This window comes from Proteus faecis, assembly GCF_030286765.1.
Lineage (GTDB): Bacteria > Pseudomonadota > Gammaproteobacteria > Enterobacterales > Enterobacteriaceae > Proteus > Proteus faecis.
On sequence record NZ_JASVWV010000011.1, the window covers coordinates 62,799 to 89,660 of the forward strand.

Here is a 26,862-nt window from a genome sequence, read left to right on the forward strand (position 1 = left end):
TCAACAAGCGATTTTCCCAGTTACAATAGAAGATATATGAATGTTATCACCCGTCGGGCTTTTGGTCATTCACCAAATCACACTCCCGGCTTACTCTGCAACAGGAATTTCTATTATGGCAAAGCAGCCTGAAGAGTGGCATTACCTCAATCCTGAATTTGACGATACATCGTCAGAAGAGGAAGAAGAGGAAGAAATCATCTGGGTCAGCAAAAGCGAAATTAAACGTGATGCTGAAGCACTCAAAAAACTGGGAACTGAATTAGTTGAATTAAGTGCTCAAGAACTAGAGCGTGTGCCATTAGATGAAAAATTATTATCTTCTATTCAACTCGCACAAAAAGTACAGCGTGAAGCACGCCGTCGCCAAATTCAATATATTGGAAAGCTACTGCGCAATGTGGATGAAGAACCAATCCGCCAAGCGCTTGATAAACTAAAAAACCGCCACAATCAACAGATCTTAGTGTTACATAAACTTGAAGATCTACGAATTCGCCTTATCGAAGGTGGTAATGAAGTGATTGAAGAAGTTGTTGCGCTTTATCCAATGGCTGATCGCCAACAATTACGCACACTGATCCGTAATGCAAAAAAAGAAAAAGAAGCAAATAAGCCACCAAAATCATTCCGCTTATTGTTTCAATATCTAAAAGATTTATCAGAATCAGCATAAAACCTGATCATCCTGAAAACGCAGTGTAAACTCTGCCTCACTGCGATTTTCAGGGGCTAATCTACTCTGAGTTACTTTTGCGTTTTATGCTCACAATGAAAACTTAATACATCTTTACCAAGCTCATTTTGAGCTTCTTGCATCAATTCCACCAAAGGTTGAAAATCACGAGAATAATGAGGAAAATGCTTAAAAACAATACTAACTGGCAATTCGATTTCTCCCACTAACGCATCCCATAACGCATCTAGGTTACCGCCAAATTTATCATCTAACTGAAATTGCAATGCAAAATCGTGGTAAAAGGCGTCTCTATCTACCAGTCGTTTAAAATCGAAGATAACCTGTTTCATTAAGGGGTAACCTTTGTCACTGTACGGTAATGATCGGTCGTGAGATAAATCAGTCCATCATTTGAATAGAGCAATCTATCACTACCACGATGGCCACAATGATAATTCACGTCAGCTTCATACCACTGACGCCCCGCCTCTTCTGGTAGTTGTTTTTCACGATTCATAAAACGATCGCCTCCAATTGCTCTTCCAGGCAAAACCTCACATAAATTACCTTCTTTCGCATTCCAGCCTTGTTCTCTTGCTTGTCTTTTAGTGAGATAAAAGCTCGGTAACTGTTGATGACGTTGTAAATAGCTAGCCACTGCATTAGCTTGTGTTTTTTCATCAATAGAGAGTGGGATTTGCGCTGGTTTGTTGCTGTTGTTGCTCGACGATGCTGGAACAGAAATTGAGGTTGAAGAGGACGATACTGTCGTTTCTGGAAGTAGGCCTTTATAAAGAACGCCAAATAAAACAGCAATAACAATAATAACTGGTAATAAACGTTTACCCATAAATTAGCACCTTTACTGTCGCTGAGATAAAAAACTCCATCAAAAGATGGAGTTTAATTAATACGTATAAATCACTATAACAAAAACTAAGCAGTCCCGCCTACGGTGATCTTATCAAGCTTCAACGTTGGTTGACCCACACCAACAGGGAGGCTTTGTCCTTCTTTACCACAAACGCCAACCCCTTTATCTAAAGCGAGATCATTACCTACCATAGAAACCTGTTGCATCGCTTCAATACCAGAACCAATCAGCGTTGCCCCTTTAATTGGCTTGGTTATTTTTCCATTCTCAATTAAATAAGCTTCAGAGGTTGAGAAAACAAACTTACCCGATGTGATATCAACCTGACCGCCACCAAAGTTCGGTGCGTAAATACCGCGATCAACGCTAGCAATAATCTCTTCTGGTGAAGATTTGCCTGCTAACATATAGGTATTTGTCATGCGAGGCATAGGAAGATGCGCATAAGACTCACGACGACCATTTCCTGTTGGCGCAACCCCCATTAAACGAGCATTCATCTTATCTTGCATATAGCCTTTTAAGATGCCGTTTTCGATTAAGACATTGTATTGACCTGGTACACCTTCATCGTCAATAGCAACAGAGCCACGGCGACCTTCGAGAGTACCATCGTCAACAATCGTACAAAGATCAGAAGTGACTTTCTCACCAATACGACCAGAAAATACCGAAGTTTCACGACGGTTAAAGTCACCTTCTAAACCATGCCCTACAGCCTCATGCAATAACACACCTGGCCATCCTGCGCCCAATACCACAGGCATTGTTCCAGCAGGTGCAGCAATTGCTGATAAATTGACTAATGCCATACGTACCGCTTCACGGGCATAAGTGATTGCATGACTTTCACCATCCACTTTAGTTAAGAAATAGTCATAACCAAAACGACCACCGCCCCCACTTGCACCACGCTCACGTTTGCCATCTTCTTCCACCAGAACACTAACTGAAAGGCGAACTAAAGGACGCACATCGGCAGCTAACGTACCGTCTGTTGCTGCAACAAGTACATGTTCATAAACACCCGTTAATGACGCATTCACTTGTTTAACACGTTTATCTTCAGCTCGAGCGACTTTATCTACCTCATGTAATAGCGCAATTTTTTCTTCACGAGAGAGGCTTTGCAGAGGATCGTGTAAGCTGTATAGCGGAGAATGTTGAATAGCACCTAAAGTATGGATACGACCATTACCTTTAGCCTGAACAATACTTCGTGCAGCATGTGCACTTTGGTTAAGTGCATTAAGCGTTAGTTGATCGGCATAAGCAAAACCGGTTTTTTCACCATAAATTGCTCTAACGCCAACACCTTGATCAATATTGTAAGAGCCATCTTTAATAATCTGATCGTCGAGGATCCAAGCCTCGTGATAACTTGACTGAAAATAAAGATCACCATAATCAATTTGACGCTGTGCAAGCTGCTCTAGTGTTGATGCTAAATCATCTAAACTAAGTTTGTTTGCTTCCAACAGACTTTCGCTGACAACAGCTAAACTCATAATTCTTCTTTATCCTTAACTTTTTTGATTAAGTGGGTCAATTTCGGGCGAAAGCGGTTATGTTTTACAACCCGTATCTGCTCACGCATACCGTGTAAACTCTCAACGCCAATATTCAGCGTTAACGCACTAACAGCATCAGGGTTCTTTTTCAAGACTTTCCCCCAGCCATCAATCGCCATGGTATGCCCCCAAGTCCGACGCGTATCATGTGTACCCACTTGTGCTGGTGCTAAGATAATACACTGATTCTCAATAGCACGAGCACGTAATAAAGGCTCCCAGTGCGCTTTTCCTGTTAAACGGGTAAAAGCCGCTGGTACAGAGATTATCTCTGCTCCTTTTTCTCTTAATGCTTGGAAAAGACCTGGGAAGCGTAAGTCATAACAGATTGTTAAACCTAATTTCCCAACGGGAGTATCAACGACTGTTAGGCGCTCGCCGCGTTGATAAATAGAAGATTCGTTATATTCGCCTTGCTCGTCATCAATGCTCACATCAAACATATGAATTTTGTCATAACGAGCACGAATAACTCCCTCATCATCAAATACCAAACTACTACTGGTAATTTGATCTGGAGAATCTCGACTAATCAAAGGCATAGAACCGACTAAGATCCACACTTTGTAACGCTGAGCCATTTTTGCAATCGCATTTTGTAACGGCCCATCACCCTGAATTTCAGCGTGTTTATGGTAATCTTTAGAGTTTGAAAAAAGTAACGCATTTTCAGGTGTTAATACCAGCTTCACTGAATCGGGTAATTGCTTAATCTGTTGCTCGATTTGCGCCAGATTATTTTTTGTGTTTTTTCCGCTACAAAGTTGCAAAAGTGCGACATTAACTTTTTTCATAACGCCTGATTCTCCTTAAGCTGACGCAGTACTTCGTCAATTTTGGGTTGTTCCATAGTTCCGGTCACATGATAACGGATAACTGAAATCTTACTCCAAAGTGGCCCCAGAACCTTTGATGCCGCAAACACCGCGGCGCCTGCAATTGGGTTTATTGCGAAAGCTGTAGCAACACCGACCGTAGCTGAAATCTCAGGGGTAACTACAACTTGTAGATCCATTTTTCGTTCAAGTAAATCCACTTTCCCATTTATCGCTATATCAGCAATAACACCATCAACACGTACACTCTCTGCATTCATAATACCTTGATTAATCGTAATTTCACTTTTAATCGAATCATACTCAAAATGCTCACTAAAAGTATCTCTAAAATCAAACTGTAATTTGCGTAAAAGTGCATCAAAACTCACCAATCGTAGTAATTTACCAGCTTGTCCGACATTGACTTTTTCTATGCGTCCTTTGCCCAAAGTTGATTTGATATCACCTTGCAGAGTAGCCAATTCAAAGTTCCACGGTGTATTACGCCATTGTAACGAGAACTCAGCGGCAAGTGGGGACTGAATAATCGGGATAATGTAACCAAAATAGGCCGCCATTTCGTCAATTTCTTCGGCTTTTAATTTTCCTATTAATTTTGTCGTACTCTTACCCGTATTGTCTTCAGACCACACTCCGTTAACCGACAATTGACCGCTACTATTTTCTAATTTGCCGCCAGTTAAAAATAAAGCGCCCTGATTTTGTTTTAACGAACCTTCCATTTTTCCTAAAAGCAGCCCATTAACCCAACACTCCCGACATTCAAAATCAATAGAAGGAACGTTTCTTATCGAGAATTTTAATGCATTAGGATCAGAAATATTTGCCATTTTTAACGGTTTATCTTCTTGGGCAGAAGAGGTGCCATTAAAATAGAGATAATTAATATTCACTTGCCAAGGTGTTGAGGCTTCAGGAATAAACACATCACCTCGTAGTTCACTACCTGAAAATGCAAATTTTACCCCTTCTCTAACGCGCATAATTTCAGTTTGAGGATTATTCCATTTTTGCCCTGCAAGATTTAAATCAGGTAAACTGATATGCACATTATCAGGAAAAGTGATTTTATTTTCAGACGGCGTCAAAGATGAAAAAGCCATTAATGTTGGCAACCATTTATCACCCTCTAATCCTTTAAGAGCAATGGTTAAGCGTTGTTGTGAGCTTAGCTCTGGTAATTTAAGGCTAGAAGAAACAAGGTTACCTTGTAATAAACGAAGCTGTTTACCTAATCCCCATTGGCTATTAAGTTTCCACTGTTTTTCAGCATTAGCATTCACAGTTAAAGTTTCACTATTACCGCTTGCAGAAATAACAATAGGCGGTGAGTTTTTTAAATCTTGTGTTTCAGGTGCTGTTAACTTGCTACTTAATGCATTGATATTTCCAGTTAAATCAACTTGATAATCGACATCACCCTTTTCGGGGATCTTAACATTAACGTTGCCATTCCATGGAAATACACCACTAAATTTCTGTTGAATATCGCTAGGTAACCCTTGAATTTTTTGAATATCCCATTGACCTTTTAAGCCGACATCAACCTGATAATTATCTGTATCATTGTGACTGGTAAACGAGAAAGCGAGAGGCTGCCCAAACCAGTTAGCCGTTAATATATCACTCTCAAGCTTGTCATTATGATAACGAAACTGTCCACTCACACCTTTTAACGTGGTATCCATAAAATTCAAAGTGACATCATTATCTTTTAAATTAATATCACCAGAAGCCACAACCTCATCGCCATCAAATGGGATATCAAGTTTCAATGTACCATTAATTTTTCCTGCCACATTCAGTTCTTCAAGCGTATGACCAATACTCGCCATTTGAGAATCTAAAAAATACTCTTTCAACTCGTCGCCTGTGGCTTGAATATCCGCATTAATTAAGATCTTTTCCTGTTGATAGCGCTCAATCACCGCACTTAAATTCGTGGCTGTTGCCTTACCAACTTTCGCTTGTGCAGAAGACATCCATAGCCCATCATTTTTAAAATCTAGATTAATATCCAGATTAAACAATGCAGGCCATTCACTATCAAATTTAAAGGTTGCCTGTTTAACAGGGGCGTAGACTTGAAACCACCCTTTGTGGTTATCAAAAGGAAAATCGGCGGGATCACCATGGAAAATAAAGGTTCCATTATCGATATTACCCGCAATAATTGCATCCGAGAGATATTGTGTTAACGCTTTACCAACATACTCTTCTGGCAGATAACGCCATGTATCTCCTGCATTTGTGACTCTGACACCTGAGAGTATAGAAAGCCGCTGATCCTCACCTTGTTTCTCATAACGAAAATCACCTGCAACCCATGCTGATGTGGCTTGAATATCTAATCCTTCACTCCAAAGAGATAAGTTATCTCCAGAATGAGTCCAATAAACCGTGCCTTTCCCTTTTTCAATATTCAAGGGGGCTTTAAAAAATTTACCGGTGTCTATTTCACTATTTTCTAGAGTGAAATTAAGCTCACCGCGTTGCATACTGCCTTTTAATTGCCCACCAAAGTGTTGTACTGAAGGGATCTCTTGCCAACGCTTCCAACTCACATTTTTCCAAGAGAGATTAATTGCGCTTTGCTCAAAGTTTTCCGGTGTGAGATCTAATGCAAAATCATTAACCACACCAGAAAATTGACGATACTGCCATTGACGAACAAAATCGGGTGTTAAAAAAGAGAACAGTGGCAATACAGCATATAACCTATCTAACTCAATATTTTTGGCGCGAATACGCCATGCTTCATCATGCTGTTTTTCTTTTGGTTGATAAAGAACGGCTAAATAACCATCAGGCCACTCTTCACCATCCATTGTAATTTTTCGAGTATAAGGAACATCCGCAAGCCAACCATTTTCTTGCCTTCTCATACGTAATATTAAATCTTCAACATTTAATACGTGCGTGGTTCCATCATTACTCCAGTCCATTTCACCTTGATGAATCTGCAACTGACTGCCAGTAATACGCCCTTGAGTAATTTCAATCCAATTAGACAAACTGGCTTTGGCTTCACCTACTCCACTGTTATTTTTTACCCACTGACTAAGCCAAGGTGAGATATCAATATCATCTGCGGTAAGAAATACTTTACCGTTATCAATTAAACCATTTTTTGTGGTATAGAGATCAAGGCGTACCTTTAAACCTCCATAATGATTAATCGGTGTATCAAGTGTGACTTCACCTTGAGCGCGGTGACGATTTGTCTGATTTAACCACATCAATTCAGGTACATGTAATGTACTGGTGTCTCCGGAAGGGGTTAAAAACACAAAACGGCTTTCAATCAGTTTAAAGCGATCAAACTGTTCAAGGAAAATTGAAGAGATATCATCAGGTTCAGTTAACGTTATATCTCCACTTTGCCCAGTAAAAATAGGGTTATGGTAATTAACATATAACTGTTCAAAGGTCAGTTCACGAAATTGAAGACGAAAAGCGAATAATGAACGCCAAACATCAAAAGAAAAAGTGACTTTTTCTGCCGTAACGTTCACATCTTTATGAGTAATATTCAGCCCTTCTACTTGAATATCAGGGCCAAAATTCTGCCATTCCCCGATGATCTTTGTCATTGAGACGGGGCTATTGAGTTGCTTCGTAAGATACGATTCTATTTCAGGGCGATAACTATCTAAGCGCGGCAGAAAGTAACGAAACCCACTTAATACCAAGGCAAAAACGATGAGGCAAAAAACTGTTATCACTAACAGGTATTTAGGCAGCCGCTTCATTTTTGTCTCCTTTCTGCCATCATATTCATTAGGAAGGCGAATCCATTACATCATCACCACATCAAATTGCTCCTGACTATAAAGTAGCTCAGTTTGCACTTTTACTTGTTTACCGACAAAAATTTCAACCTCTGCTAATGCATGTGACTCATCGCCTTTTAATGCTTCGGCAACTGCTGAGGAGGCGTAAACTAAGAAGCGATCTGCATCAATCGTTTTATGCACACGCACTATTTCACGTAAAATTTCATAACATACCGTTTCAACTGATTTTACCGTACCTCGCCCTTGGCAAGTTGGGCAATCATCACAAAGAACATGTTCGAGGCTCTCCCGCGTTCTTTTACGCGTCATCTCCACTAAGCCAAGTTGAGAAAAACCATTAATCGTGGTTTTCACTCTATCTTTACTTAGCGCTTGTTCAAGTGATGCTAATACTCTGCGTTTATGTTCATCATTATTCATATCAATAAAGTCAATAATGATGATACCGCCTAAATTACGTAACCGTAATTGACGAGCAATGGCTTGGCTTGCTTCAATATTCGTATTAAAAATCGTTTCTTCTAAATTACGATGACCAACAAATGCCCCTGTATTGATATCAATAGTGGTCATTGCTTCAGTTTGATCGATAATCAGATAACCACCTGATTTCAACTCAACTTTGCGCTCTAAAGCCCGTTGAATTTCACTTTCTACACCGTAGAGATCAAAAATAGGCTGATTGCCTTGGTGTAATTCAAGTTTAGCGGTTAATTCAGGAATATATTCACCAATAAATTCCTGTAATTGATTATAGGTTAATTTAGAATCAACTCGTATGCTATCTAATTCAGAACCAGCAAAATCACGTAAAATACGCTGTGCTAAAGCCAGTTCACCATAAATTTGAATACGGGTTTTATTTCTTTTCTTACGCTCAATGATTTTATGCCATAGGCGTTTAAGAAAAGCGGCATCTTGCTTAATTTCATTTTCGCCGACGCCTTCAGCGGCGGTACGGATAATAAAACCGCCATTTTCATCGCAATACTCTTCAACAAGTTGCTTTAAACGCTCACGCTCTTCTTCACTGTCAATTCGCTGAGAAACACCGACATGAGATGCACCCGGCATAAACACTAAATAGCGAGAAGGTAATGTAATATCGGTAGTAAGCCGAGCGCCTTTTGTTCCTAAAGGATCTTTAACCACTTGTACAATTAAGTCTTGCCCTTGATGCACCAGTTGCGCAATATCACGAACATTAAATTTTTTCTGCTCTTCACCCGCAATACATTCAGTGTGAGGCATAATATCAGAAGCATGTAGAAAAGCGGCTTTATCTAGCCCAATGTCAATAAATGCAGCTTGCATCCCGGGTAATACGCGACTTACCCGACCTTTGTAAATGTTTCCGACGATACCTCGTTTCGCTTCTCTTTCGACATGAATTTCTTGAAGTATGCCTCCGCGAATATAGGCAACACGAGTTTCAGATGGCGTCACATTCACTAATAACTCAGCTGTCATGAAATCTCCTTCTCATTAGCTAGAGACGAAAATTGAGCTATCAAGGCTTCGGTTTCAACAAGAGGCAATCCGACAACAGCATGATAACTTCCCTCAATCCGTTGAACAAAACGGCCTCCTTTTCCTTGAATACCGTAAGCGCCAGCTTTATCCATTGGCTCGCCTGACTCAATATACGCGCTAATTTCACTCTCTGTCATCTCTCTAAAAGTGACGTGAGTGACGACTAATTGACTCAAGGTGTGTGTTCTATTAGAGATAGCAATTGCTGTCATCACTTGATGTGTTGCGCCTGATAATGAACGTAGGATTTGCGCAGCATGGGCTTTATCCCGAGGTTTTTCAAGAATATGACCATCATGAACTACAATAGTATCAGAGCCCAAAACGGGATAATCATAAGGAGCTTGTCTTACACCTTCTTGTGATTTCTCTCTTGCCAAACGAAGAACATACTCTTCTGGTTTTTCACCTTGTTGCCAAATTTCATCAATTGCGGGCGTAATAATACTAAATTCAACATCTAATAACGCGAGAAGTTCACGTCTTCTTGGTGAGCTGGAAGCAAGGTAAAGCGTGGTCACAAATAATGTCCTCATGACGGTAACGCAAAAGAGACCGCCATGATCCAATAACTTAGTGAACTAAAAACTGGTGACGGATTTTGCGAAGCAAAAAATAAAGCCATGGCCAAAGAATACCACTGACTGGACTATTCCAGAATACTTGAGGGTGAAAAGTCACTGGTGAAAGTAAAAATTCCGCCCAAAATACAGCAAGATCGACAACGACAACACTTAACATCACCACTAAGGCTTGTTGCCATAACGCTAAATTACAAAAAAGCTGATATTTAAAGGCGATAACATAACTCACTAAAGTATAGGCCAATGCATTGACCCCCAAGGTAGTTCCTTGGACTAGATCTATAATCATCCCCAAAACAAACGCGGTTCCGACACTGATACGATGAGGAATTGCTGTTACCCAATAAATAAGAAATAACATAGGCCAAATAGGTCGATAGACTTCTAACTGCTCTGGCCACGGCATAATTTGTAACACTAATGCGACAAGAAAAGAGAGCCAAACAACCCAACGCCCACGACTTTGATATGGATTCATCGTGTCTACCTACTTCTTGTATTATTGGTATTAGCAGGTGTATTTGTCGCTGGTGTCACAGTTCCGTTAGTTTCTTCAGCCGTATTACCTAATGGCTCTTGAGACATAGAACGAGGAAGCGGAGGCCCTGCTTGTTCATAATTAGGTAAAACTTGAGGCATCAGTTGCATTAAACGCTCATTCGCCGCGTGATAAACCTCGGAAGGTAGAGGCGGCTCTCCCGTTTTATCTGATGTATTCCATAATAAAAGCAAATAGCGTAAACGTTGTAACTCTGCTGAAGGTCGAACATTGATCACGGAGTAAGCCCGCTGATTATCCACTTTAACTGAAGAGACCACACCAACAGGATATCCCTCAGGGAAACGTCCCCCCAACCCTGATGTCACTAAAACATCACCAACACGGATATCAATATTGGCTGGTAATGCTTCTAACAATAAATCATCGGCACAGCCTGCACCAGAAGCTATAACTCGAATATCGTTACGCAAAACTTGTACAGGCAATGCATGAGAAGTGTCACATATTAATAGCACACGACTCGTAAGCTCACTTACGGCAATAACTTGTCCTACAACACCTTTATCACTAATGACAGGTTGCCCTTCATAGACACCATCGTTGGTTCCTTTATCAATAACCACTTGATCTCGATACGGCGTGCTATTACCAGACAGTACTTGTGTTACTGTCATTTGTTCATTTTGGCGCAGTGGTGAACCAAGTAATTCTCGTAAACGGGCGTTCTCTTGTTTAAATTGCTCCAATAATTGGCTTTCTCCGCTACGCACTAATAGCTCTTTTCTTAACGCTTGATTCTCAAATTGTAAACGCTCACGTGTAGCAAATGTTTCTGAAATTTGATCAAGGAAACGGCGTGGGCCATTTGCAAGAAAATAGAAGGGACTAACAGCAGTATCAAGATACTGGCGGACTTTAGAAAATGCACCAATACGATTATCAGCAATCAATAAAGAGATTGCGACAACCACGGCGATTATTAATCTTAGTTGCAGGGAAGGGCCCCGACTAAAAATTGGCTTCATAAACTCTAAGATCACTCACACGGAGAAGTAAAAGAACAGGCGTTAATATTCTCACCAAGGGGGAATCCATTCTCCCTTGTTAGAATTAATCTCAATCTTCGCTAAACAGATCGCCACCGTGCATATCGATCATTTCTAATGCTTTACCACCACCACGAGCAACACAAGTCAGTGGATCTTCAGCAACAATTACAGGAATACCTGTTTCTTCCATTAATAAACGGTCTAGGTTACGTAATAATGCACCACCACCGGTTAATACCATGCCACGCTCTGAAATATCAGAAGCTAATTCTGGTGGACATTGCTCTAATGCAACCATGACAGCACTGACGATACCCGTTAATGGCTCTTGCAAGGCTTCAAGAATTTCATTGGAGTTTAATGTAAAGCTACGAGGCACACCTTCCGCAAGGTTACGACCGCGAACTTCAATCTCATTGACTTCATCAGAAGGGTAAGCTGAACCGATATCGTGTTTGATACGTTCTGCCGTTGCTTCACCAATCAGTGAACCGTAGTTACGACGCACATAGTTAATGATCGCTTCATCAAAACGGTCACCACCAATACGAACAGAAGAAGAGTAAACGACACCGTTTAATGAAATCACGGCAACTTCTGTTGTACCGCCACCAATATCGACTACCATTGAACCTGTTGCTTCAGAAACAGGTAAACCTGCACCGATTGCCGCAGACATAGGCTCTTCAATTAAGAACACTTCTCGAGCCCCCGCACTTAATGCTGATTCACGGATAGCTCTGCGCTCTACTTGAGTGGCTCCCACTGGTACACAAACTAATACTCGAGGGCTTGGACGCATAAAGCTATTGTTATGAACCTGTTTTATGAAGTGCTGAAGCATTTTTTCGGTTACATAAAAATCAGCAATCACACCGTCTTTCATTGGACGGATAGCAGCGATATTCCCGGGTGTACGCCCTAACATCTGTTTGGCTTCATGCCCTACAGCCGCAACACTTTTTGATGTGCCAGCGCGATCTTGACGAATAGCGACAACGGAGGGTTCATCGAGAACAATACCCTGCCCTTTGACATAAATAAGGGTATTGGCGGTACCCAAGTCAATAGACAAATCGTTGGAAAACATGCCACGAAATTTTTTAAACATACGAAAGGATAATCCTGCAAGCCGGGACGGAAAAATCCGTCTACTCTATCAACCACAATAAGTAGCGACAAGGCGCGATTCACTACTTAAATTAAAGTGGACACGTAAATAATCATAAAGGCACAATATTCTACGTTACTTTTCCCAATTGGAGCAGAAAAAAACTGCATAAAAAGGGGCTAATTAGAACGATTAACGCATAATTTCGATCCTACGCTGTTCATATTTAACTTATGTAACAATACAAACAACGCTCATATCAATAAAGAAAAATCTCACTTCGTTGCCAAACTGTGACTCAAAAGTCTCGTTGCAAGTTCAAATAAAATTTATTCATTTGAATAAGTACAATCACTCTATTGATATTAAATGGTGTTTCATCAGCAAAATTTGACTGAGATAACAACCAAAGTACCCACCTCGAATACTTCTAAGGCAACACATTATCTTTATTTCGAGCAACAAAGAGAAATGCTAATTTTTATCCAATCGTAACTCATTAACGATGTTATCTAATTACCAAGATATAAAACTCAGAATAATCTCTGTGCCAATAAACGTAGAAATCCCGTTTATACACTAAAAAAGGATTATTTGTCTCATTATTACAATAGATATTGTGCACAATCACGACGAGACCTAAAAAATCACCTATCATGACACAAGATAGAAATCGATGAGGGGTCAAAATGAAAGCATTATTAGTAGAACAAAATGACAACAAACTCAGTGCTAGCATACAAAGTATTGATGAAAAAAAACTGCCTATTCATGAGGTTATTGTCGATATTCATTACTCAACGCTCAACTATAAGGATGGGCTTGCTATCACAGGCAAAGGAAAAATCCTCCGTCAATTCCCAATGATACCTGGTATCGATTTTTCAGGTATTGTTCATCACACCGAAGATCCTCGTTTCCACATTGGTCAACATGTCTTATTAACAGGCTGGGGAGTAGGTGAAAGTCACTGGGGAGGCCTTGCACAAAAGGCTGGTGTAAAAGGTGATTGGTTAACTGTCGTACCAGAAGGACTTTCTTTAAAAAATGCCATGATCATTGGAACTGCGGGGTTTACTGCCATGCTTTGTGTGATGGCATTAGAACAAGGCGGTATCACGCCTGAAAGTGGTGATATATTAGTCACTGGCGCCAGTGGTGGTGTCGGAAGCACCGCTATTAGTTTACTAACAGCATTAGGCTATCAAGTTACCGCATTGAGTGGCAGAGCAAGTAACCATGACTATTTACGCAAGCTTGGTGCTAAAAATATTATCACTCGAGAAGAGTTTGAACCTGCGGGAAGAGCTTTAGATAAGCAACGCTGGGCAGGTGCAATTGATACCGTAGGTGGGCAAATTCTTGCTAATATTTTGTCGCAGACAAACTATAACGGCACAGTGGCAGCTTGTGGATTAGCGAGCGGTTTTTCTTTACCAACAACTGTCATGCCTTTTATTTTACGTAATGTTCGTTTACAAGGTGTTGATTCTGTTTATTTCCCAGCAGAAAAACGAGCTCAAGTTTGGCAACGTTTATTAAAATTACTACCAGAAACGTTTTATCAACAAGCAATGACAGAAATTACACTTGATGAAGTGCCACGTTATGCTCAGATGATTATGGACAATCAAGTAACAGGTCGCACTTTAGTCAAACTCTAATTCCCCGTTTTTATCTGCTTATTTTTGGCATTAATTCACCTTAATTAGTGCCAGAACAAGCTCCTCTGCGTGTCAAACCGATGTTAAATCGTGATCTACATCACATTTATGATATATATTGATGTTTAGCATCAAAGAAGCTCAGATTTCCAGTGACATCAATAAATAACGTGATGTTATGATTATTTTTTAGGCATCTGTTTATTTTGCTTTCTCACGTTTACAATCTTGTAAAAACTTTTAACTTTTCATCAAAATAAACCCTTCATTCCCTGATTAGACCAGTATTTTGCTGTTATCTTCTGTGAAATGTCTATAATGTCGGACTTTGTGATATGTATCGTAGCATTGGATGCAATAAAAGATGACAAAACGAAAAGCACAGGTTATTTTGTCATTTCGTTGACGAATTGACGGAGATAGAAGCATAATGTCGGAAAATTTTCATATTTTGCTCCTGAATGGTCCGAATCTAAACCTGCTTGGAACAAGAGAGCCGGAAACCTACGGACACTTAACTCTGGATGATATCGTTCAAAGTTTGTCAGCAGATGCTCAGGCATTAAATGTGAAACTCAGTCATTTTCAGTCTAATGCTGAATTTGAGCTGATAAATAAAATTCATGCAGCTCGGGGTAATGTCGATTATATATTAATCAACCCTGCAGCTTTCACGCATACCAGTGTTGCACTGCGTGATGCATTATTAGGGGTGAATATTCCATTTATTGAAATTCACCTGTCCAATGTCTACAGTCGGGAGCCTTTCCGTCACCATTCATATCTCTCTGATATCGCAACAGGCGTAATCTGTGGATTAGGTGCAGAAGGTTATCGGTTTGCTTTACAGGCAGCGGTCAACCGTTTGTCTTAATAAAAAACATCAAAAAGAGTACGGAATCAACTCATGGATATTCGTAAAATTAAAAAACTGATCGAGCTAGTCGAAGAGTCTGGCATTTCTGAACTGGAAATCTCTGAAGGTGAAGAGTCAGTACGTATTAGTCGTAACTCTGGTATTCAGGGTCAAATGGCTCCTCAGCAATATTTTGCGGCACCAGCGGCTCCTCAACCTGCATTAGCAAATGCAGTTGCGCCCGTAGCGCCAGAAACACCAGCGGCTACACCAACGCAAGAAATCAGCGGTCATGTTGTTCGTTCACCAATGGTCGGAACGTTCTATCGCTCACCAAGCCCTGAAGCTAAGAAATTTGTTGAAGTCGGTCAGCAAGTCAATGTAGGCGATACTCTGTGCATCGTTGAAGCAATGAAAATGATGAACCAGATTGAGTCTGACAAAGCGGGTGTTGTTAAATCTATCCTTTGCCAAGATGGCGACAACGTTGAGTTTGACGCTCCACTCTTTGTTATCGAATAACGAGGCAGGTCCATGCTAGAAAAAATCCTCATTGCCAACCGTGGTGAGATAGCACTGCGTATCCTAAGAGCATGTAAAGAGCTTGGGATAAAAGCAGTTGCCGTTCACTCCACAGCAGACCGTGATTTAAAACACGTTCTGCTGGCAGACGAGACTATCTGTATTGGTCCCGCTGCTTCAGCAAAAAGTTACCTAAATATCCCTGCAATTATTGCAGCGGCTGAGATCAGTGGCGCACAAGCCATTCATCCAGGATACGGTTTCCTGTCTGAAAATGCTGATTTCGCAGAGCAAGTTGAACGCTCAGGCTTTGTTTTTGTTGGCCCAAAAGCTGAAACCATCCGCCTAATGGGTGATAAAGTTTCTGCTATTGAAGCGATGAAAAAAGCAGGTGTTCCTTGTGTACCAGGATCAGACGGTCCTTTAGGTAACGACACTGCGAAAAATATTGAAATTGCTAAACGTATTGGCTACCCAGTTATCATCAAAGCTTCTGGTGGCGGTGGTGGACGTGGTATGCGTGTTGTTCGTTCTGAAAAAGATCTGGAACAATCCATCACAATGACGCGTGCGGAAGCAAAAGCGGCATTTAGCAACGACATGGTATACATGGAAAAATACCTTGAAAATCCACGTCATGTTGAAATTCAAGTTATGGCTGATGGTCAAGGTAATGCTATCTATTTGGCTGAACGTGATTGCTCAATGCAACGTCGTCACCAAAAAGTAGTTGAAGAGGCACCAGCACCGGGTATTACCCCAGAAATCCGTAAAAATATCGGCGAACGCTGTGCGAACGCATGTATTGAAATCGGCTATCGTGGTGCAGGTACATTCGAATTCCTGTATGAAAATGGTGAATTCTACTTTATTGAGATGAACACCCGTATTCAGGTTGAACATCCAGTAACAGAGATGATCACAGGCATCGACTTAATCAAAGAACAGTTACGCATTGCATCTGGCTTACCTTTATCAGTAACCCAAGATCAAGTTAACGTTCATGGTCATGCAATTGAATGTCGTATCAACGCAGAAGATCCAAAAACGTTTATGCCAAGCCCAGGTACTATTACTCGCTTCCACTCACCAGGTGGATTTGGTGTACGTTGGGAATCGCATATTTACGCAGGTTATACAGTTCCACCTCACTATGACTCAATGATTGGTAAATTGATCACTTATGGTGAAACACGTGAAATCGCGATCTCTCGTATGAAAAATGCGTTGGCGGAACTTATCATTGATGGTATTAAAACCAATATTGAACTGCACCAGTTCATTATGAATGATGAGAATTTCCAAAAAGGTGGTACAAACATTCACTACCTTGAAAAACGTTTAGGTTTAGCTGAGAAATAATCTTTCTCACTTCACCAAAAAAGGCATAGTTTATTTACTATGCCTTTTTTATTACTGATATGCTCATATCGCTCTGAAATATTATAGCAAGAAATCATATTCTCAAGTTTCATTATTCTTGCTCAAAATGCGCCATATTTATGGCGAGTATTTCAACACTTCATTTCTTAATTAATAGACAGCCTCATCTCTATGGGTATTATTCTATTAAATAGATAATCAACAATAATCATTTTAAAACAATAAGATAGTTTACCTTTAATGCTCTCTCATGACTTTGTGATTAATTTTCACTGAATCAATACTCACTTTCCCGTACAATCCTCCCATTCATTTTTAACCCTAGTAAGATTGGGAGAACAGATGGACAAACGTTTTGTTCAGGCCCACAAAGAAGCCCTTTGGGCCCTAATTTTAACTTTTATATATTTGTTAGGTTGGTTAATTACCGCCTATTTACCAGATAACACACAAGGCATGACTGGTTTACCGCTTTGGTTTGAGCTTTCATGCTTATTCCTACCTGTTTTGTTTTTTCTGCTGTGCTATCTGATGGTACGCTATTTTTTCAAAGATATGCCGTTAGGAGATGAGCATGACGATGCAAACTGAGGTCATAGTGCCACTGATTGGCTACCTTCTGCTGGTCTTTCTGCTGTCGGCTTATGCTTATCGTAAACGTGAGAAAGGCGAGTTTCTTAACGAATATTTTCTTGGTAACCGTTCAATGGGTGGCTTCGTGCTAGCCATGACCATCACTGCAACTTATGTTAGTGCGAGCTCCTTTATTGGCGGACCGGGTGCGGCTTATAAATACGGTATTGGTTGGGTATTACTTTCGATGATCCAACTTCCCGCTATTTGGCTTTCTCTGGGGGTTTTAGGGAAAAAATTTGCTATTTTAGCACGCCGTTATAATGCAGTTACCTTGAACGACATGCTCTATGCTCGTTATAAAAGCCGTTTCCTCGTCTGGTTTGCTAGTTTAAGTCTGTTAGTCGCCTTTATCGGCGCGATGACAGTACAATTTATTGGCGGAGCACGCTTACTAGAAACTGCAGCAGGCATTCCTTATGAATTCGGCTTGCTGATCTTTGGCATCTCCATTGCGCTGTATACTGCGATTGGCGGATTTAGAGCCAGCGTATTAAACGATGCCTTACAAGGCCTTGTGATGCTGCTTGGTACATTTATTCTTCTGTTTGCCATTATCTATAAAGCAGGTGGATTAGATATTGCGATACAAAAACTCAATACCATCGATCCTGCATTAACCTCTCCTCAAGGGGCTGATGGGATTTTAACGGGCCCGTTTATGGCATCATTCTGGGTACTTGTCTGTTTTGGTGTTATTGGTTTGCCACATACTGCGGTACGTTGTATCTCTTACAAAGACAGTAAAGCCATGCATAAAGGGATCATTATTGGCACAATCGTGATGTCATTATTGATGTTTGGTATGCACTTTGCTGGCGCATTAGGTCGGGCAATCATTCCTGATCTAACTGTTCCTGATCAGGTTATTCCAACATTAATGGTTGCGGTATTACCGCCTATTGCTGCAGGTATTTTCCTTGCGGCACCTATGGCTGCTATTATGTCGACGATAAATGCGCAACTGTTACAATCGTCAGCAACTTTGGTCAAAGATCTCTATCTCAATATCGCGCCACATGCGATCACTAATGAGAAACGGATCTCTCGTTTATCGAGCCTTTCAACCTTGATCTTGGGTGTGTTACTACTGTTTGCTGCATGGAACCCACCCTCAATGATTATTTGGCTTAACTTACTTGCTTTTGGTGGTCTACAAGCCGTTTTCTTATGGCCTTTAGTTCTTGGGCTTTATTGGGAGAAAGCGAACCGTTATGGCGCTATTGCCGGCATGATCACAGGTGCCACACTCTATGCCACCTTGGCGACATTTAATATCCAGATAGCGGGATTCCATCCCATTATTCCATCACTGTTATTAAGCTTAGCCGCATTTCTTGTGGCTAATCGATTTGGAGAGCATACTCTGCCTCAATCAGCATCATTACAGTGAATTCGTTTTTAAAGAGACTAATTATGCCTTGGATACAATTAAGACTTAATGCAACCGCCGCTAATGCAGAAGCTATTGGTGATGAATTGGTTGAAAGCGGTGCCGTTTCAGTGACTTTCCAAGATAGTCACGATACCCCTATTTTTGAACCTTTACCTGGTGAAACTCGCCTTTGGGGTGATACTGACGTTATCGGTTTATATGATGCAGAAACTGACATGAAAATCGTTGTGGCGATGTTAGAAAATACGCCATTACTCGGTCAGGGCTTCCTGCATAAAATTGAACAACTCGAAGATAAAGATTGGGAACGTGAATGGATGGATAATTTCCACCCAATGCGTTTTGGCGAGCGTTTATGGATTTGCCCAAGCTGGCGTGAAGTACCAGATCCTAACGCCGTAAACGTCATGCTAGACCCTGGTCTTGCATTTGGTACAGGTACCCACCCAACTACCTCATTGTGCCTTCAGTGGCTTGATGGTTTAGATTTAGCGGGTAAAACGGTTATCGACTTTGGTTGTGGTTCTGGCATTTTAGCTATCGCGGCATTAAAACTAGGTGCAGCAAAAGCTATTGGTATTGATATCGATCCTCAAGCTATCCAAGCAAGTCGTGATAACGCGCAACGTAATGGCGTTTCTGACGCCCTCACACTGTATCTTGCAAAAGACCAGCCTGATAACCTCGCGGCAGATGTTGTTGTCGCGAATATTTTAGCCGGTCCATTGCGTGAACTTGCACCTGTTATCAGTACACTGCCTCGTCAAGGTGGACACCTAGGCCTTTCTGGTGTGTTAGCAACACAAGCAGAAGGTGTAGCTGCTGCCTATGAAGGACTATTTAACTTAGATCCTGTTGCCGAAAAAGAAGAGTGGTGCCGTATTACCGGTGTGAAAAAATAACGTAGAACAAATATTAACCAAAATGAGATAATCTCATTACGTTAAAATTTTACTTAATTATTGTTTATCAGGCATTAATCACACTTTTGCCTGATAAACTCGACTTAGTTCCACTTGTTTATCAATTCTATATTATCAAATTTTAATTTTCTAAAAACACATAACATTATGTTTTTATTGATTAAATAATCGATTTATAAAAAATCAAGTATAAAAAAGTAACTTTTTTTCGCAATTTGGTTAAACTTTGTCCTTTCATATCTGGTAAAAAATGCGTAATATACGCGCCCTTGCAGTCACAGTTTGGCCCTCTTTTCATCTATGCGAATCGGACAGTATCAGTTAAAAAATTGCCTTATCGCGGCTCCCATGGCTGGCGTTACAGACCGACCTTTTCGGTCGCTTTGCTATGATATGGGTGCGGGTATGACAGTTTCTGAAATGCTTTCTTCCAATCCTCAGGTTTGGCAGACAGACAAGTCTCGGTTACGAATGGTACATAGTGATGAATTGGGGATCCGCTCCGTACAAATTGCAGGAAGTGATCCCGTTGATATGGCGGCAGCTGCGAAAATAAACGCAGATAGTGGCGCTCAAATTATCGACATCAATATGGGTTGCCCTGCAAAAAAGGTGAATAAAAAGCTAGCCGGTTCAGCATTACTTCGTTATCCCGACCTTGTCGCAGAGATCCTCTCTGCTGTGGTTAACGCGGTAGATGTTCCTGTTACTCTCAAGATCCGTACTGGCTGGTCACCTGATGAACGTAACTGTGTAGAGATTGCCAAATTGGCTGAACGTTGTGGTATTCAGGCTCTCACTATTCATGGACGTACACGCGAGTGTTTGTTCAAAGGGGAAGCCGAATACGACAGTATTCGGACAGTTAAGCAGAGTGTTTCTATTCCCATTATTGCGAATGGAGACATAACAGACCCGCTAAAAGCCAGAGCAGTATTAGACTACACTGGAGCCGATGCTTTGATGATCGGTCGCGCTGCTCAGGGAAGACCCTGGATCTTTCGGGAAATCCAGCACTATCTGGACACAGGTGAACTGTTGCCCCCTCTGCCGATTGCAGAGGTACAACAAATAATGCAAAAGCATGTGCGTGAGTTGCACGACTTTTACGGTCAAGGCAAAGGAACTCGCATTGCACGCAAGCATGTCTCTTGGTATCTCAAGGAACATGCTCCTGATGACCAGTTTCGGCGCTCCTTCAACGCCATAGAGGATGCCAGCGAACAGCTGGAGGCGTTGGAAGCATATTTCGAAAATTTTTTGCGTAAATAAATAAAAGAGCTGACAGAACTATGTTCGAACAACGCGTAAATTCAGACGTACTAACAGTTGCCACCGTAAATTCACAAGATCAGGTGACCCAAAAACCTTTACGTGACTCAGTTAAACAAGCACTGAAGAACTATTTTGCTCAATTAAACGGTCAAGATGTTAATGACTTATATGAGCTAGTATTGGCTGAAGTTGAACAGCCATTGTTGGACATGGTTATGCAGTACACCCGTGGCAACCAAACGCGTGCAGCGCAAATGATGGGCATTAACCGCGGCACACTGCGTAAGAAACTGAAAAAATACGGCATGAACTGATCCTAGTCAGTTAAGTCTATTTTTATAAAAAGCCTTTTCTGGTTTCCAGAAAAGGCTTTTTTGTTGCCTATTTTTCACGCTTGCTCTATAACATAAATCATTAAGTTACCAAATATGGTAACATTTAACTATGTTACCAAATATGGTAACGTTCTCTTTTGTATTTCAATAAAATAACTGAGTAAAAGATCACTATACTCATTCTATTTCTCTCACAAAATAATAAGAGCAAGCTAAAGCATGGATAGAAGCGCGGAATGCTCTACATTACAAATCTAAAGAGCTTTACTTACACTCACTACTGCAAGCTGGAATAACTTTTATTCTTTTAAATCAATTTGCAGCAATTGGCTTTTTATTAGCAGCTAAATCAATATTTAGATTTGGTGAATTACAAAATGATCAAGATAAAAAGCTAACAGAATATGTTATGTTAGGTACACTGATTAGCTTTAGCATTTCTATCTTTATTGGACTTGCTACTTCCTATTTTGTGACTCAACTCCCCATAGGAAAATAACTCATCAAACTTCTGGGCTAAATATCATTTTTTCTGATGGAAATCCCGCCGGAAATGACAAACAACGTATTCGTTTGGATAACACCCCCTCCAAAAATCCTGTCAGATTTTCTGCAATAAATTCGACCTCAGAGGCTCTGGATGGAATAATTGCTATTGTCCATAAGTTGCTATCATGAGATGAAACAACCCAAAAAAGCGTGTCTCCATTATCTGTCTCTCCAATAGGTAAAAGCCCATTATTTTTTGGGTACAGATGAAAAGTATAATAATCAGGATCAGCCTGTATTAATGAGTCAAATCCCTCAAGAATGGCCTCTTTTTGCTGAAAAAAGTTAAGATAATCATCCTCACTAAATGGATTAAATAACGTAATAAAATTGGCTATTTGTCCTGAACCATATTGCGTAATAAATGCAATATAATCTTGAGGAAAGGTGTATCGATTATCAATAAGTGGCCATTCCTTACCTTCGCCTCGATTGACCGGACATAAAGGTATTGGTAACCACTGATTTAATGCTATTAACATTCTATCCTCACTGATTTGATTTCCAATTTATCGCTCAATTTATGGTATTTTATCTTTACCTTATTTTTATCATAACTCAGCCAATTTTTATCACTCTAGTTGCGTGATAAAAATGCGATACCAACAAGACGAGAATAATGATAACACCTCCACATACCATTACATTTATTGATAGCGCTTACCCTAAACCTCATACCATTAAAGAGTTTGTCTGGTCTGGGCGATTAGATAAAAATGGACAACTTTGGTTTGATCTTCACCTTAGAAGTGCCGACTATTATTTAAGCGAGGGTGAAGACTATTGCGCAGATAGCGATGAAGAAGAGTCAGACGATCAGCAAGAATATACCAGTCTTGAGCACTGGCAAGATCACATCGTTTGGGATAATTACCACTGCTGTACACTCTCTTCAACTTATTGGTCTGATGAACAAGGTATTTTACTCAATACAGGAAATACACCATTCGATTTTGATAGCTTTATTACTCATCAATTTAATGTTGATATTGCCCCTCAAATCCATAGTGATATAGATGATGAAGATGAAGAAAGAGCCGTGTTCCCTGCTTTTAGTCTTTATTTATTAGGGCATGATACGTGTAAAAATCATCAAATCACCTTCCAACGTCAATCCAATAATACTTTCAATATTGATTGGACAGGTAAAATCGCACTGACTTATGCTGGTTTTGACGAATTTATCCATCAATTTGTTGCAAGATTAGAAAATATTTCTTTTGATGGTTTTTATTTCCCTGAATCATGGGATTTAGATAAAGCAACAGTTGAATTTAAAAAAGTGCTTTCTCATTTTGAACATTATGAATTCACATTAATTAACCCTAAAAGCCCAATTAAACAGTGGAAACTTAAGTATACGGCTTAAATAGGTAGGCGATTCAACGAATGAATCGATAATAATAAGACTATTATTCAGATGATATTCTATAAATAGAATGTCTCTCATTTGTGTATACAGGTATTGTCTATATAATAGACAATACCTATGTTTATCATGGAATTACAATGACTGCCTTACCAAGAAAAAAAACATGGCAGATTATCCTCACTATTATTTTAGTTGGGATAAATTTACGCCCTTTCTTAACAGGCCCAGGCCCTGTTATTGACAATATTATTGCCTCAACAGGAATGAGTTATAGCCAAGTCTCATTACTCACACTATTACCTATGCTTTTAATGGGAATAGGGGCATTAGTCGTCCCTTTCTTACAATCTTATATTCAAGTACGTAAAGGGCTTTTAGTCGCAATGTTGATGCTTCTTATTGGCTCCTTTTCTCGAGCTTATGTTTCTGATGGCAATCAGCTATTATTGACAGCTCTCTTCTGCGGTTTAAGCGTCGCCTATATTCAAGCGGTATTTCCCGGTATTATTAAAGGATGGTTTGGAAATCGAACACCTATCATGATGGGGTTATATTCCGCCATGCTAATGGGTGGAGGCGCACTCGGTGCGCAATTATCCCCACTTCTTACTGAAAATAATGGACATTGGCAAAGTGCTTTAGCGTGGTTTGCTCTTCCCGCAGGATTTGCTTTTATCGCTATTCTTTTTTCGATTCAAAATAGTGCGGTCTCTTCTCATAAAATATCACTAAATACTTTAATTTGGCGCCCTAGAACAGGTTTACTTATTTTAGGTTTTGGTTGCGTTAATGCAGGTTACGCTTCTGTTGTGACCTGGCTGGCACCTTTTTATCAATCATTAGGAATGCCAAGCGCACAAAGTGGCTCACTGGTTGCAATCCTTTCTCTTTTCCAAGCCTCTGCTGCGTTAATCATTCCTTTCTTCGCTGCTAAAAATCACGACAGGCGTTTTTGGCTTACGATAACATTAATAAGCCAATTTATCGGTTTTGGCGCAATCATGACTATTCCAATGAGTGCTCCTTATCTTTGGAGTATTTTCTTAGGCTGTGGCTTAGGTGGATGTTTTTCTATGATGATGATTGTCGCGCTCGATCATATTCCTGATCCGGCACAAGCGGGGGCGTTGTCAGCTTTAATGCAAGGTGGTGGCTTTATTATTGCTGCTTTTGGCCCACTAGTTGCTGTGCTATTACGCCAGCCAGATGGAAGCTTTACTTATGCATGGGCATTTCATGCCATTTTAGTGATTGTGACTATAGGATTATTTGCACGATTAAATCCTCATCATTATGCAAAAGCCTATCCCGCTAATCATCCGACTATATAGCCTATATTTAAGATCCACATAAAATAAACGCCTTAATTTTTACAAATAAGGCGTTTATCAATGATAATAATTGAACACTACTTATGAAGATGATTAAGCAACGATATGTGTTCCTGTTTCACCTTTTAAGGCTGAAGCCAGTTTTTCTGGTGTTGTGATAATCACTCTTTTTCCACCTGCAGCTAAAAATGAGAGGCTAGCTTCAATTTTAGGAAGCATACTGCCTGGAGGGAAATGCCCTTCATGCATATATTGTGTCATCTCTTCAACCGACGTTTCACCCAATGCTTTTTGTTCTGGTTTGCCGAAATGAATACAGACTTTTTCAACCCCAGTTGTGATGATAAGAATATCTGCATGTAATTCTTTTGCGAGCAATGTTGATGACAGATCTTTATCAATAACCGCATCAACACTTTGGTAATTACCATGCTCATTTCTGATGACTGGAATACCACCGCCACCCACTGCAATCACGACATAGCCACATTCTGATAGTGACTTAATTGCTTTAGATTCGACAACATGCTGTGGAATTGGAGAAGCGACAACTCGACGATAACCACGACCAGAATCTTCAACAAAATGCCATTGAGGATTTTCTTGCTTTAATTGTGCCATCTCTTGTTCAGAGAAAAATGCGCCAATAGGTTTTGTTGGAGAAACAAAGTTGGGATCGTTTTTATCTACTTCAACTTGTGTAATAAGGGTAATTGCTTGTTTATTGTGTTGAGCGCGAAGCTTATTTGTTAATGCTTGTTGAATTAAATAGCCAATACCACCTTGTGTATCTGCAACACAGTTGGCTAATGGTGTTAACGGCAAACCTTCTTGCACATGCGCCACTTCAGCGCGACGTAAATCAAGCCCTACTTGTGGCCCGTTACCATGAGTTAAAACAATATTATACCCTTCAGCCACCATATCACTGATATGGGCTGCAACCTCTTGTACTGCTTGTTCTTGATGAGCGATAGACTGGCTAGCATTGTCTTTAATAATACTGTTGCCTCCAATGGCAACAACAACGAGTTCTTTCATATTTCACTCTCAATTATATTATAGGCAATTAAAGTAGAAATAACGTACTTCCACTCTTAGAGGTTGGGTTAATAAGGTCGCCATATTCGCTAACCATTTTCCCCATTTTTATTTTTAATGAGATAAACATTATCGTGTTGAACAATATCTATTCATTAATTGCGCAGGATGATAGCAGAGAATGTAAATAAAACATCCATTACTCAACATTTCTCTTAAAATACGGTAGGAAAAGGAGAAAAGGCGTCACCAAACATATCGATAACACCTTATTCAATACAAATAAGCGGGATCGTTAATCCCTTTTCATTTTGCTATTTGATAAACATCCGGTTGGTAGACATCAGGCATATCCGTAATCAACATATCAACACCCCATTGCTCAAAATCTTTCACTTCTTCAGGATTATTCGGGGTATAACAATAAATTTCATAGCCTGCTTGTTTTAACAACTGTGCTTGTTTTTGTGTAAGATACTTGTAATTACAATGCACACTAAAACCATCAATCACTTTTAGTGTTTCTAACGCATTATCTGGGATCTCATCCCACAATTGGCCTCTGCGAATAAACGGCAGGTATCGCTTCATAATGGTAAGCGCATGCGTATCAAAAGAGGAAAATAAAATTTGCTCATTCGGAATATCTGCACTTTTTATCATATCAGAAACCGCTAAACATAAACGCTCAACATCATCATCAGGCCATGTCTTCAACTCAATATTAAGCTTTGTTCCTGAACGTTTAATTAGCTGCAACCCTTGCCTTAATGAAGGAATTTTCTCACCTTGATAGAGTGAGCTAAACCAACTTCCCGCATCAAGACGATGCAAATCATCTAAAGTATGAAAACGCACAGCACCTTGCCCATTTGTGCAACGATTAACTGTTTTATCATGAATAAGCACAGGAACATGATCCGCGGTTAATTGCACATCCGTTTCAATCCATTCACACCCGAAATCAATTGCCATTTTAAACGCAGCCAATGTATTTTCAGGGGCTTTTCCAGAAAAACCTCGGTGAGCAGCTATCTTCATTT

General features: G+C 40.2%; 25 protein-coding genes and 1 pseudogene. 13 read left to right on the top strand and 13 right to left on the bottom strand.

Annotated elements, in window-relative coordinates; all coding sequences use genetic code 11:
* Nucleotides 1–115 precede the first annotated feature (115 nt).
* Nucleotides 116–676, top strand: coding sequence for a ribosome biogenesis factor YjgA (yjgA, locus tag QSH13_RS14030; protein ID WP_109396112.1), 561 nt, complete (start codon nt 116–118; stop codon nt 674–676).
* Between the two features lie 71 nt (nt 677–747).
* Here the strand turns inward: yjgA and QSH13_RS14035 are convergent, their stop codons facing one another.
* From QSH13_RS14035 to mreB, 10 genes are all read right to left on the bottom strand, one after another.
* On the bottom strand, nt 748–1,029 hold the full coding sequence (locus QSH13_RS14035) for a barstar family protein (protein WP_109396095.1): 282 nt from the start codon (nt 1,027–1,029) through the stop codon (nt 748–750).
* Entirely contained in the window at nt 1,029–1,529 is a 501-nt protein-coding gene (locus tag QSH13_RS14040) for a ribonuclease domain-containing protein (protein ID WP_109407098.1), read from the bottom strand. Before QSH13_RS14040 ends, QSH13_RS14035 begins: the two co-directional genes overlap by 1 nt.
* An 86-nt stretch (nt 1,530–1,615) precedes the next feature.
* Complete coding sequence (gene tldD, locus QSH13_RS14045; RefSeq protein WP_286039300.1) at nt 1,616–3,061, bottom strand: metalloprotease TldD; 1,446 nt, start codon at nt 3,059–3,061, stop codon at nt 1,616–1,618.
* Nucleotides 3,058–3,918: a deaminated glutathione amidase gene (nit1, locus tag QSH13_RS14050; protein ID WP_109396098.1), complete on the bottom strand. Its 861-nt coding sequence runs from the start codon at nt 3,916–3,918 to the stop codon at nt 3,058–3,060. Before nit1 ends, tldD begins: the two co-directional genes overlap by 4 nt.
* Entirely contained in the window at nt 3,915–7,715 is a 3,801-nt protein-coding gene (gene yhdP / locus QSH13_RS14055; protein ID WP_286039301.1) for an AsmA2 domain-containing protein YhdP, read from the bottom strand. The genes nit1 and yhdP overlap by 4 nt, the downstream gene beginning before the upstream one ends.
* A 45-nt stretch (nt 7,716–7,760) precedes the next feature.
* Nucleotides 7,761–9,230: a ribonuclease G gene (gene rng, locus QSH13_RS14060; protein WP_109396100.1), complete on the bottom strand. Its 1,470-nt coding sequence runs from the start codon at nt 9,228–9,230 to the stop codon at nt 7,761–7,763.
* Nucleotides 9,227–9,814 carry a Maf family protein gene (locus QSH13_RS14065; protein ID WP_109396101.1) on the bottom strand — a complete coding sequence of 196 codons (588 nt, stop codon included), beginning with the start codon at nt 9,812–9,814 and terminating at the stop codon, nt 9,227–9,229. The genes rng and QSH13_RS14065 overlap by 4 nt, the downstream gene beginning before the upstream one ends.
* A gap of 52 nt (nt 9,815–9,866) precedes the next feature.
* Nucleotides 9,867–10,355 (bottom strand): rod shape-determining protein MreD, encoded by a 489-nt coding sequence (mreD, locus tag QSH13_RS14070; RefSeq protein ID WP_109396102.1) that lies wholly within the window; start codon nt 10,353–10,355, stop codon nt 9,867–9,869.
* Nucleotides 10,356–10,360: 5 nt separating this feature from the next.
* Nucleotides 10,361–11,404, bottom strand: a complete 1,044-nt coding sequence (gene mreC, locus QSH13_RS14075) for a rod shape-determining protein MreC (RefSeq protein ID WP_109396103.1) — start codon at nt 11,402–11,404, stop codon at nt 10,361–10,363.
* A 91-nt stretch (nt 11,405–11,495) separates the two neighbouring features.
* Entirely contained in the window at nt 11,496–12,539 is a 1,044-nt protein-coding gene (gene mreB / locus QSH13_RS14080; RefSeq protein WP_023582893.1) for a rod shape-determining protein MreB, read from the bottom strand.
* A 689-nt stretch (nt 12,540–13,228) separates the two neighbouring features.
* On the opposite strand from mreB, the gene acuI reads away from it, so the two are divergent.
* The 10 genes and pseudogenes from acuI to QSH13_RS14130 form a co-directional block, all read left to right on the top strand.
* Nucleotides 13,229–14,203 carry an acrylyl-CoA reductase (NADPH) gene (gene acuI / locus QSH13_RS14085; protein WP_109407100.1) on the top strand — a complete coding sequence of 325 codons (975 nt, stop codon included), beginning with the start codon at nt 13,229–13,231 and terminating at the stop codon, nt 14,201–14,203.
* A 430-nt stretch (nt 14,204–14,633) separates the two neighbouring features.
* On the top strand, nt 14,634–15,077 hold the full coding sequence (aroQ, locus tag QSH13_RS14090; RefSeq protein ID WP_109396105.1) for a type II 3-dehydroquinate dehydratase: 444 nt from the start codon (nt 14,634–14,636) through the stop codon (nt 15,075–15,077).
* A gap of 33 nt (nt 15,078–15,110) precedes the next feature.
* Nucleotides 15,111–15,581, top strand: a complete 471-nt coding sequence (accB, locus tag QSH13_RS14095; protein WP_072063790.1) for an acetyl-CoA carboxylase biotin carboxyl carrier protein — start codon at nt 15,111–15,113, stop codon at nt 15,579–15,581.
* Between the two features lie 12 nt (nt 15,582–15,593).
* Nucleotides 15,594–16,943, top strand: a complete 1,350-nt coding sequence (accC, locus tag QSH13_RS14100) for an acetyl-CoA carboxylase biotin carboxylase subunit (protein ID WP_109396106.1) — start codon at nt 15,594–15,596, stop codon at nt 16,941–16,943.
* A gap of 363 nt (nt 16,944–17,306) precedes the next feature.
* Nucleotides 17,307–17,555, top strand: coding sequence for a YhdT family protein (locus QSH13_RS14105; protein ID WP_109396107.1), 249 nt, complete (start codon nt 17,307–17,309; stop codon nt 17,553–17,555).
* A complete protein-coding gene (panF, locus tag QSH13_RS14110; protein WP_109396113.1) occupies nt 17,545–18,990 on the top strand; it encodes a sodium/pantothenate symporter in 1,446 nt (481 codons plus the stop codon). The genes QSH13_RS14105 and panF overlap by 11 nt, the downstream gene beginning before the upstream one ends.
* Before the next feature lie 23 nt (nt 18,991–19,013).
* The gene (prmA, locus tag QSH13_RS14115) at nt 19,014–19,895 is read left to right on the top strand and encodes a 50S ribosomal protein L11 methyltransferase (protein WP_109396108.1); all 882 of its coding nucleotides are present in this window, start codon (nt 19,014–19,016) and stop codon (nt 19,893–19,895) included.
* Between the two features lie 321 nt (nt 19,896–20,216).
* Nucleotides 20,217–21,188 (top strand): tRNA dihydrouridine synthase DusB, encoded by a 972-nt coding sequence (dusB, locus tag QSH13_RS14120; protein ID WP_109396109.1) that lies wholly within the window; start codon nt 20,217–20,219, stop codon nt 21,186–21,188.
* 20 nt (nt 21,189–21,208) lie between these two features.
* Nucleotides 21,209–21,505 (top strand): DNA-binding transcriptional regulator Fis, encoded by a 297-nt coding sequence (fis, locus tag QSH13_RS14125; RefSeq protein WP_004245342.1) that lies wholly within the window; start codon nt 21,209–21,211, stop codon nt 21,503–21,505.
* Nucleotides 21,506–21,800: 295 nt separating this feature from the next.
* Nucleotides 21,801–22,025: pseudogene (locus QSH13_RS14130) on the top strand (hypothetical protein); the annotation flags it as partial.
* A gap of 4 nt (nt 22,026–22,029) precedes the next feature.
* Here QSH13_RS14130 and QSH13_RS14135 read toward each other — a convergent pair.
* Nucleotides 22,030–22,557, bottom strand: coding sequence for an SMI1/KNR4 family protein (locus QSH13_RS14135; protein ID WP_109397873.1), 528 nt, complete (start codon nt 22,555–22,557; stop codon nt 22,030–22,032).
* A 137-nt stretch (nt 22,558–22,694) separates the two neighbouring features.
* On the opposite strand from QSH13_RS14135, the gene QSH13_RS14140 reads away from it, so the two are divergent.
* Nucleotides 22,695–23,444, top strand: a complete 750-nt coding sequence (locus QSH13_RS14140; RefSeq protein ID WP_109407104.1) for a hypothetical protein — start codon at nt 22,695–22,697, stop codon at nt 23,442–23,444.
* 140 nt (nt 23,445–23,584) lie between these two features.
* Nucleotides 23,585–24,778, top strand: a complete 1,194-nt coding sequence (locus QSH13_RS14145) for a cyanate transporter (protein WP_109397875.1) — start codon at nt 23,585–23,587, stop codon at nt 24,776–24,778.
* 93 nt (nt 24,779–24,871) lie between these two features.
* Here QSH13_RS14145 and QSH13_RS14150 read toward each other — a convergent pair whose 3' ends face one another.
* Both QSH13_RS14150 and QSH13_RS14155 read right to left on the bottom strand, forming a co-directional pair.
* A complete protein-coding gene (locus tag QSH13_RS14150; protein ID WP_109407105.1) occupies nt 24,872–25,819 on the bottom strand; it encodes a carbamate kinase family protein in 948 nt (315 codons plus the stop codon).
* Nucleotides 25,820–26,125: 306 nt separating this feature from the next.
* Complete coding sequence (locus QSH13_RS14155) at nt 26,126–26,860, bottom strand: glycerophosphodiester phosphodiesterase family protein (protein ID WP_109407106.1); 735 nt, start codon at nt 26,858–26,860, stop codon at nt 26,126–26,128.
* Between the last annotated feature and the right edge of the window lie 2 nt (nt 26,861–26,862).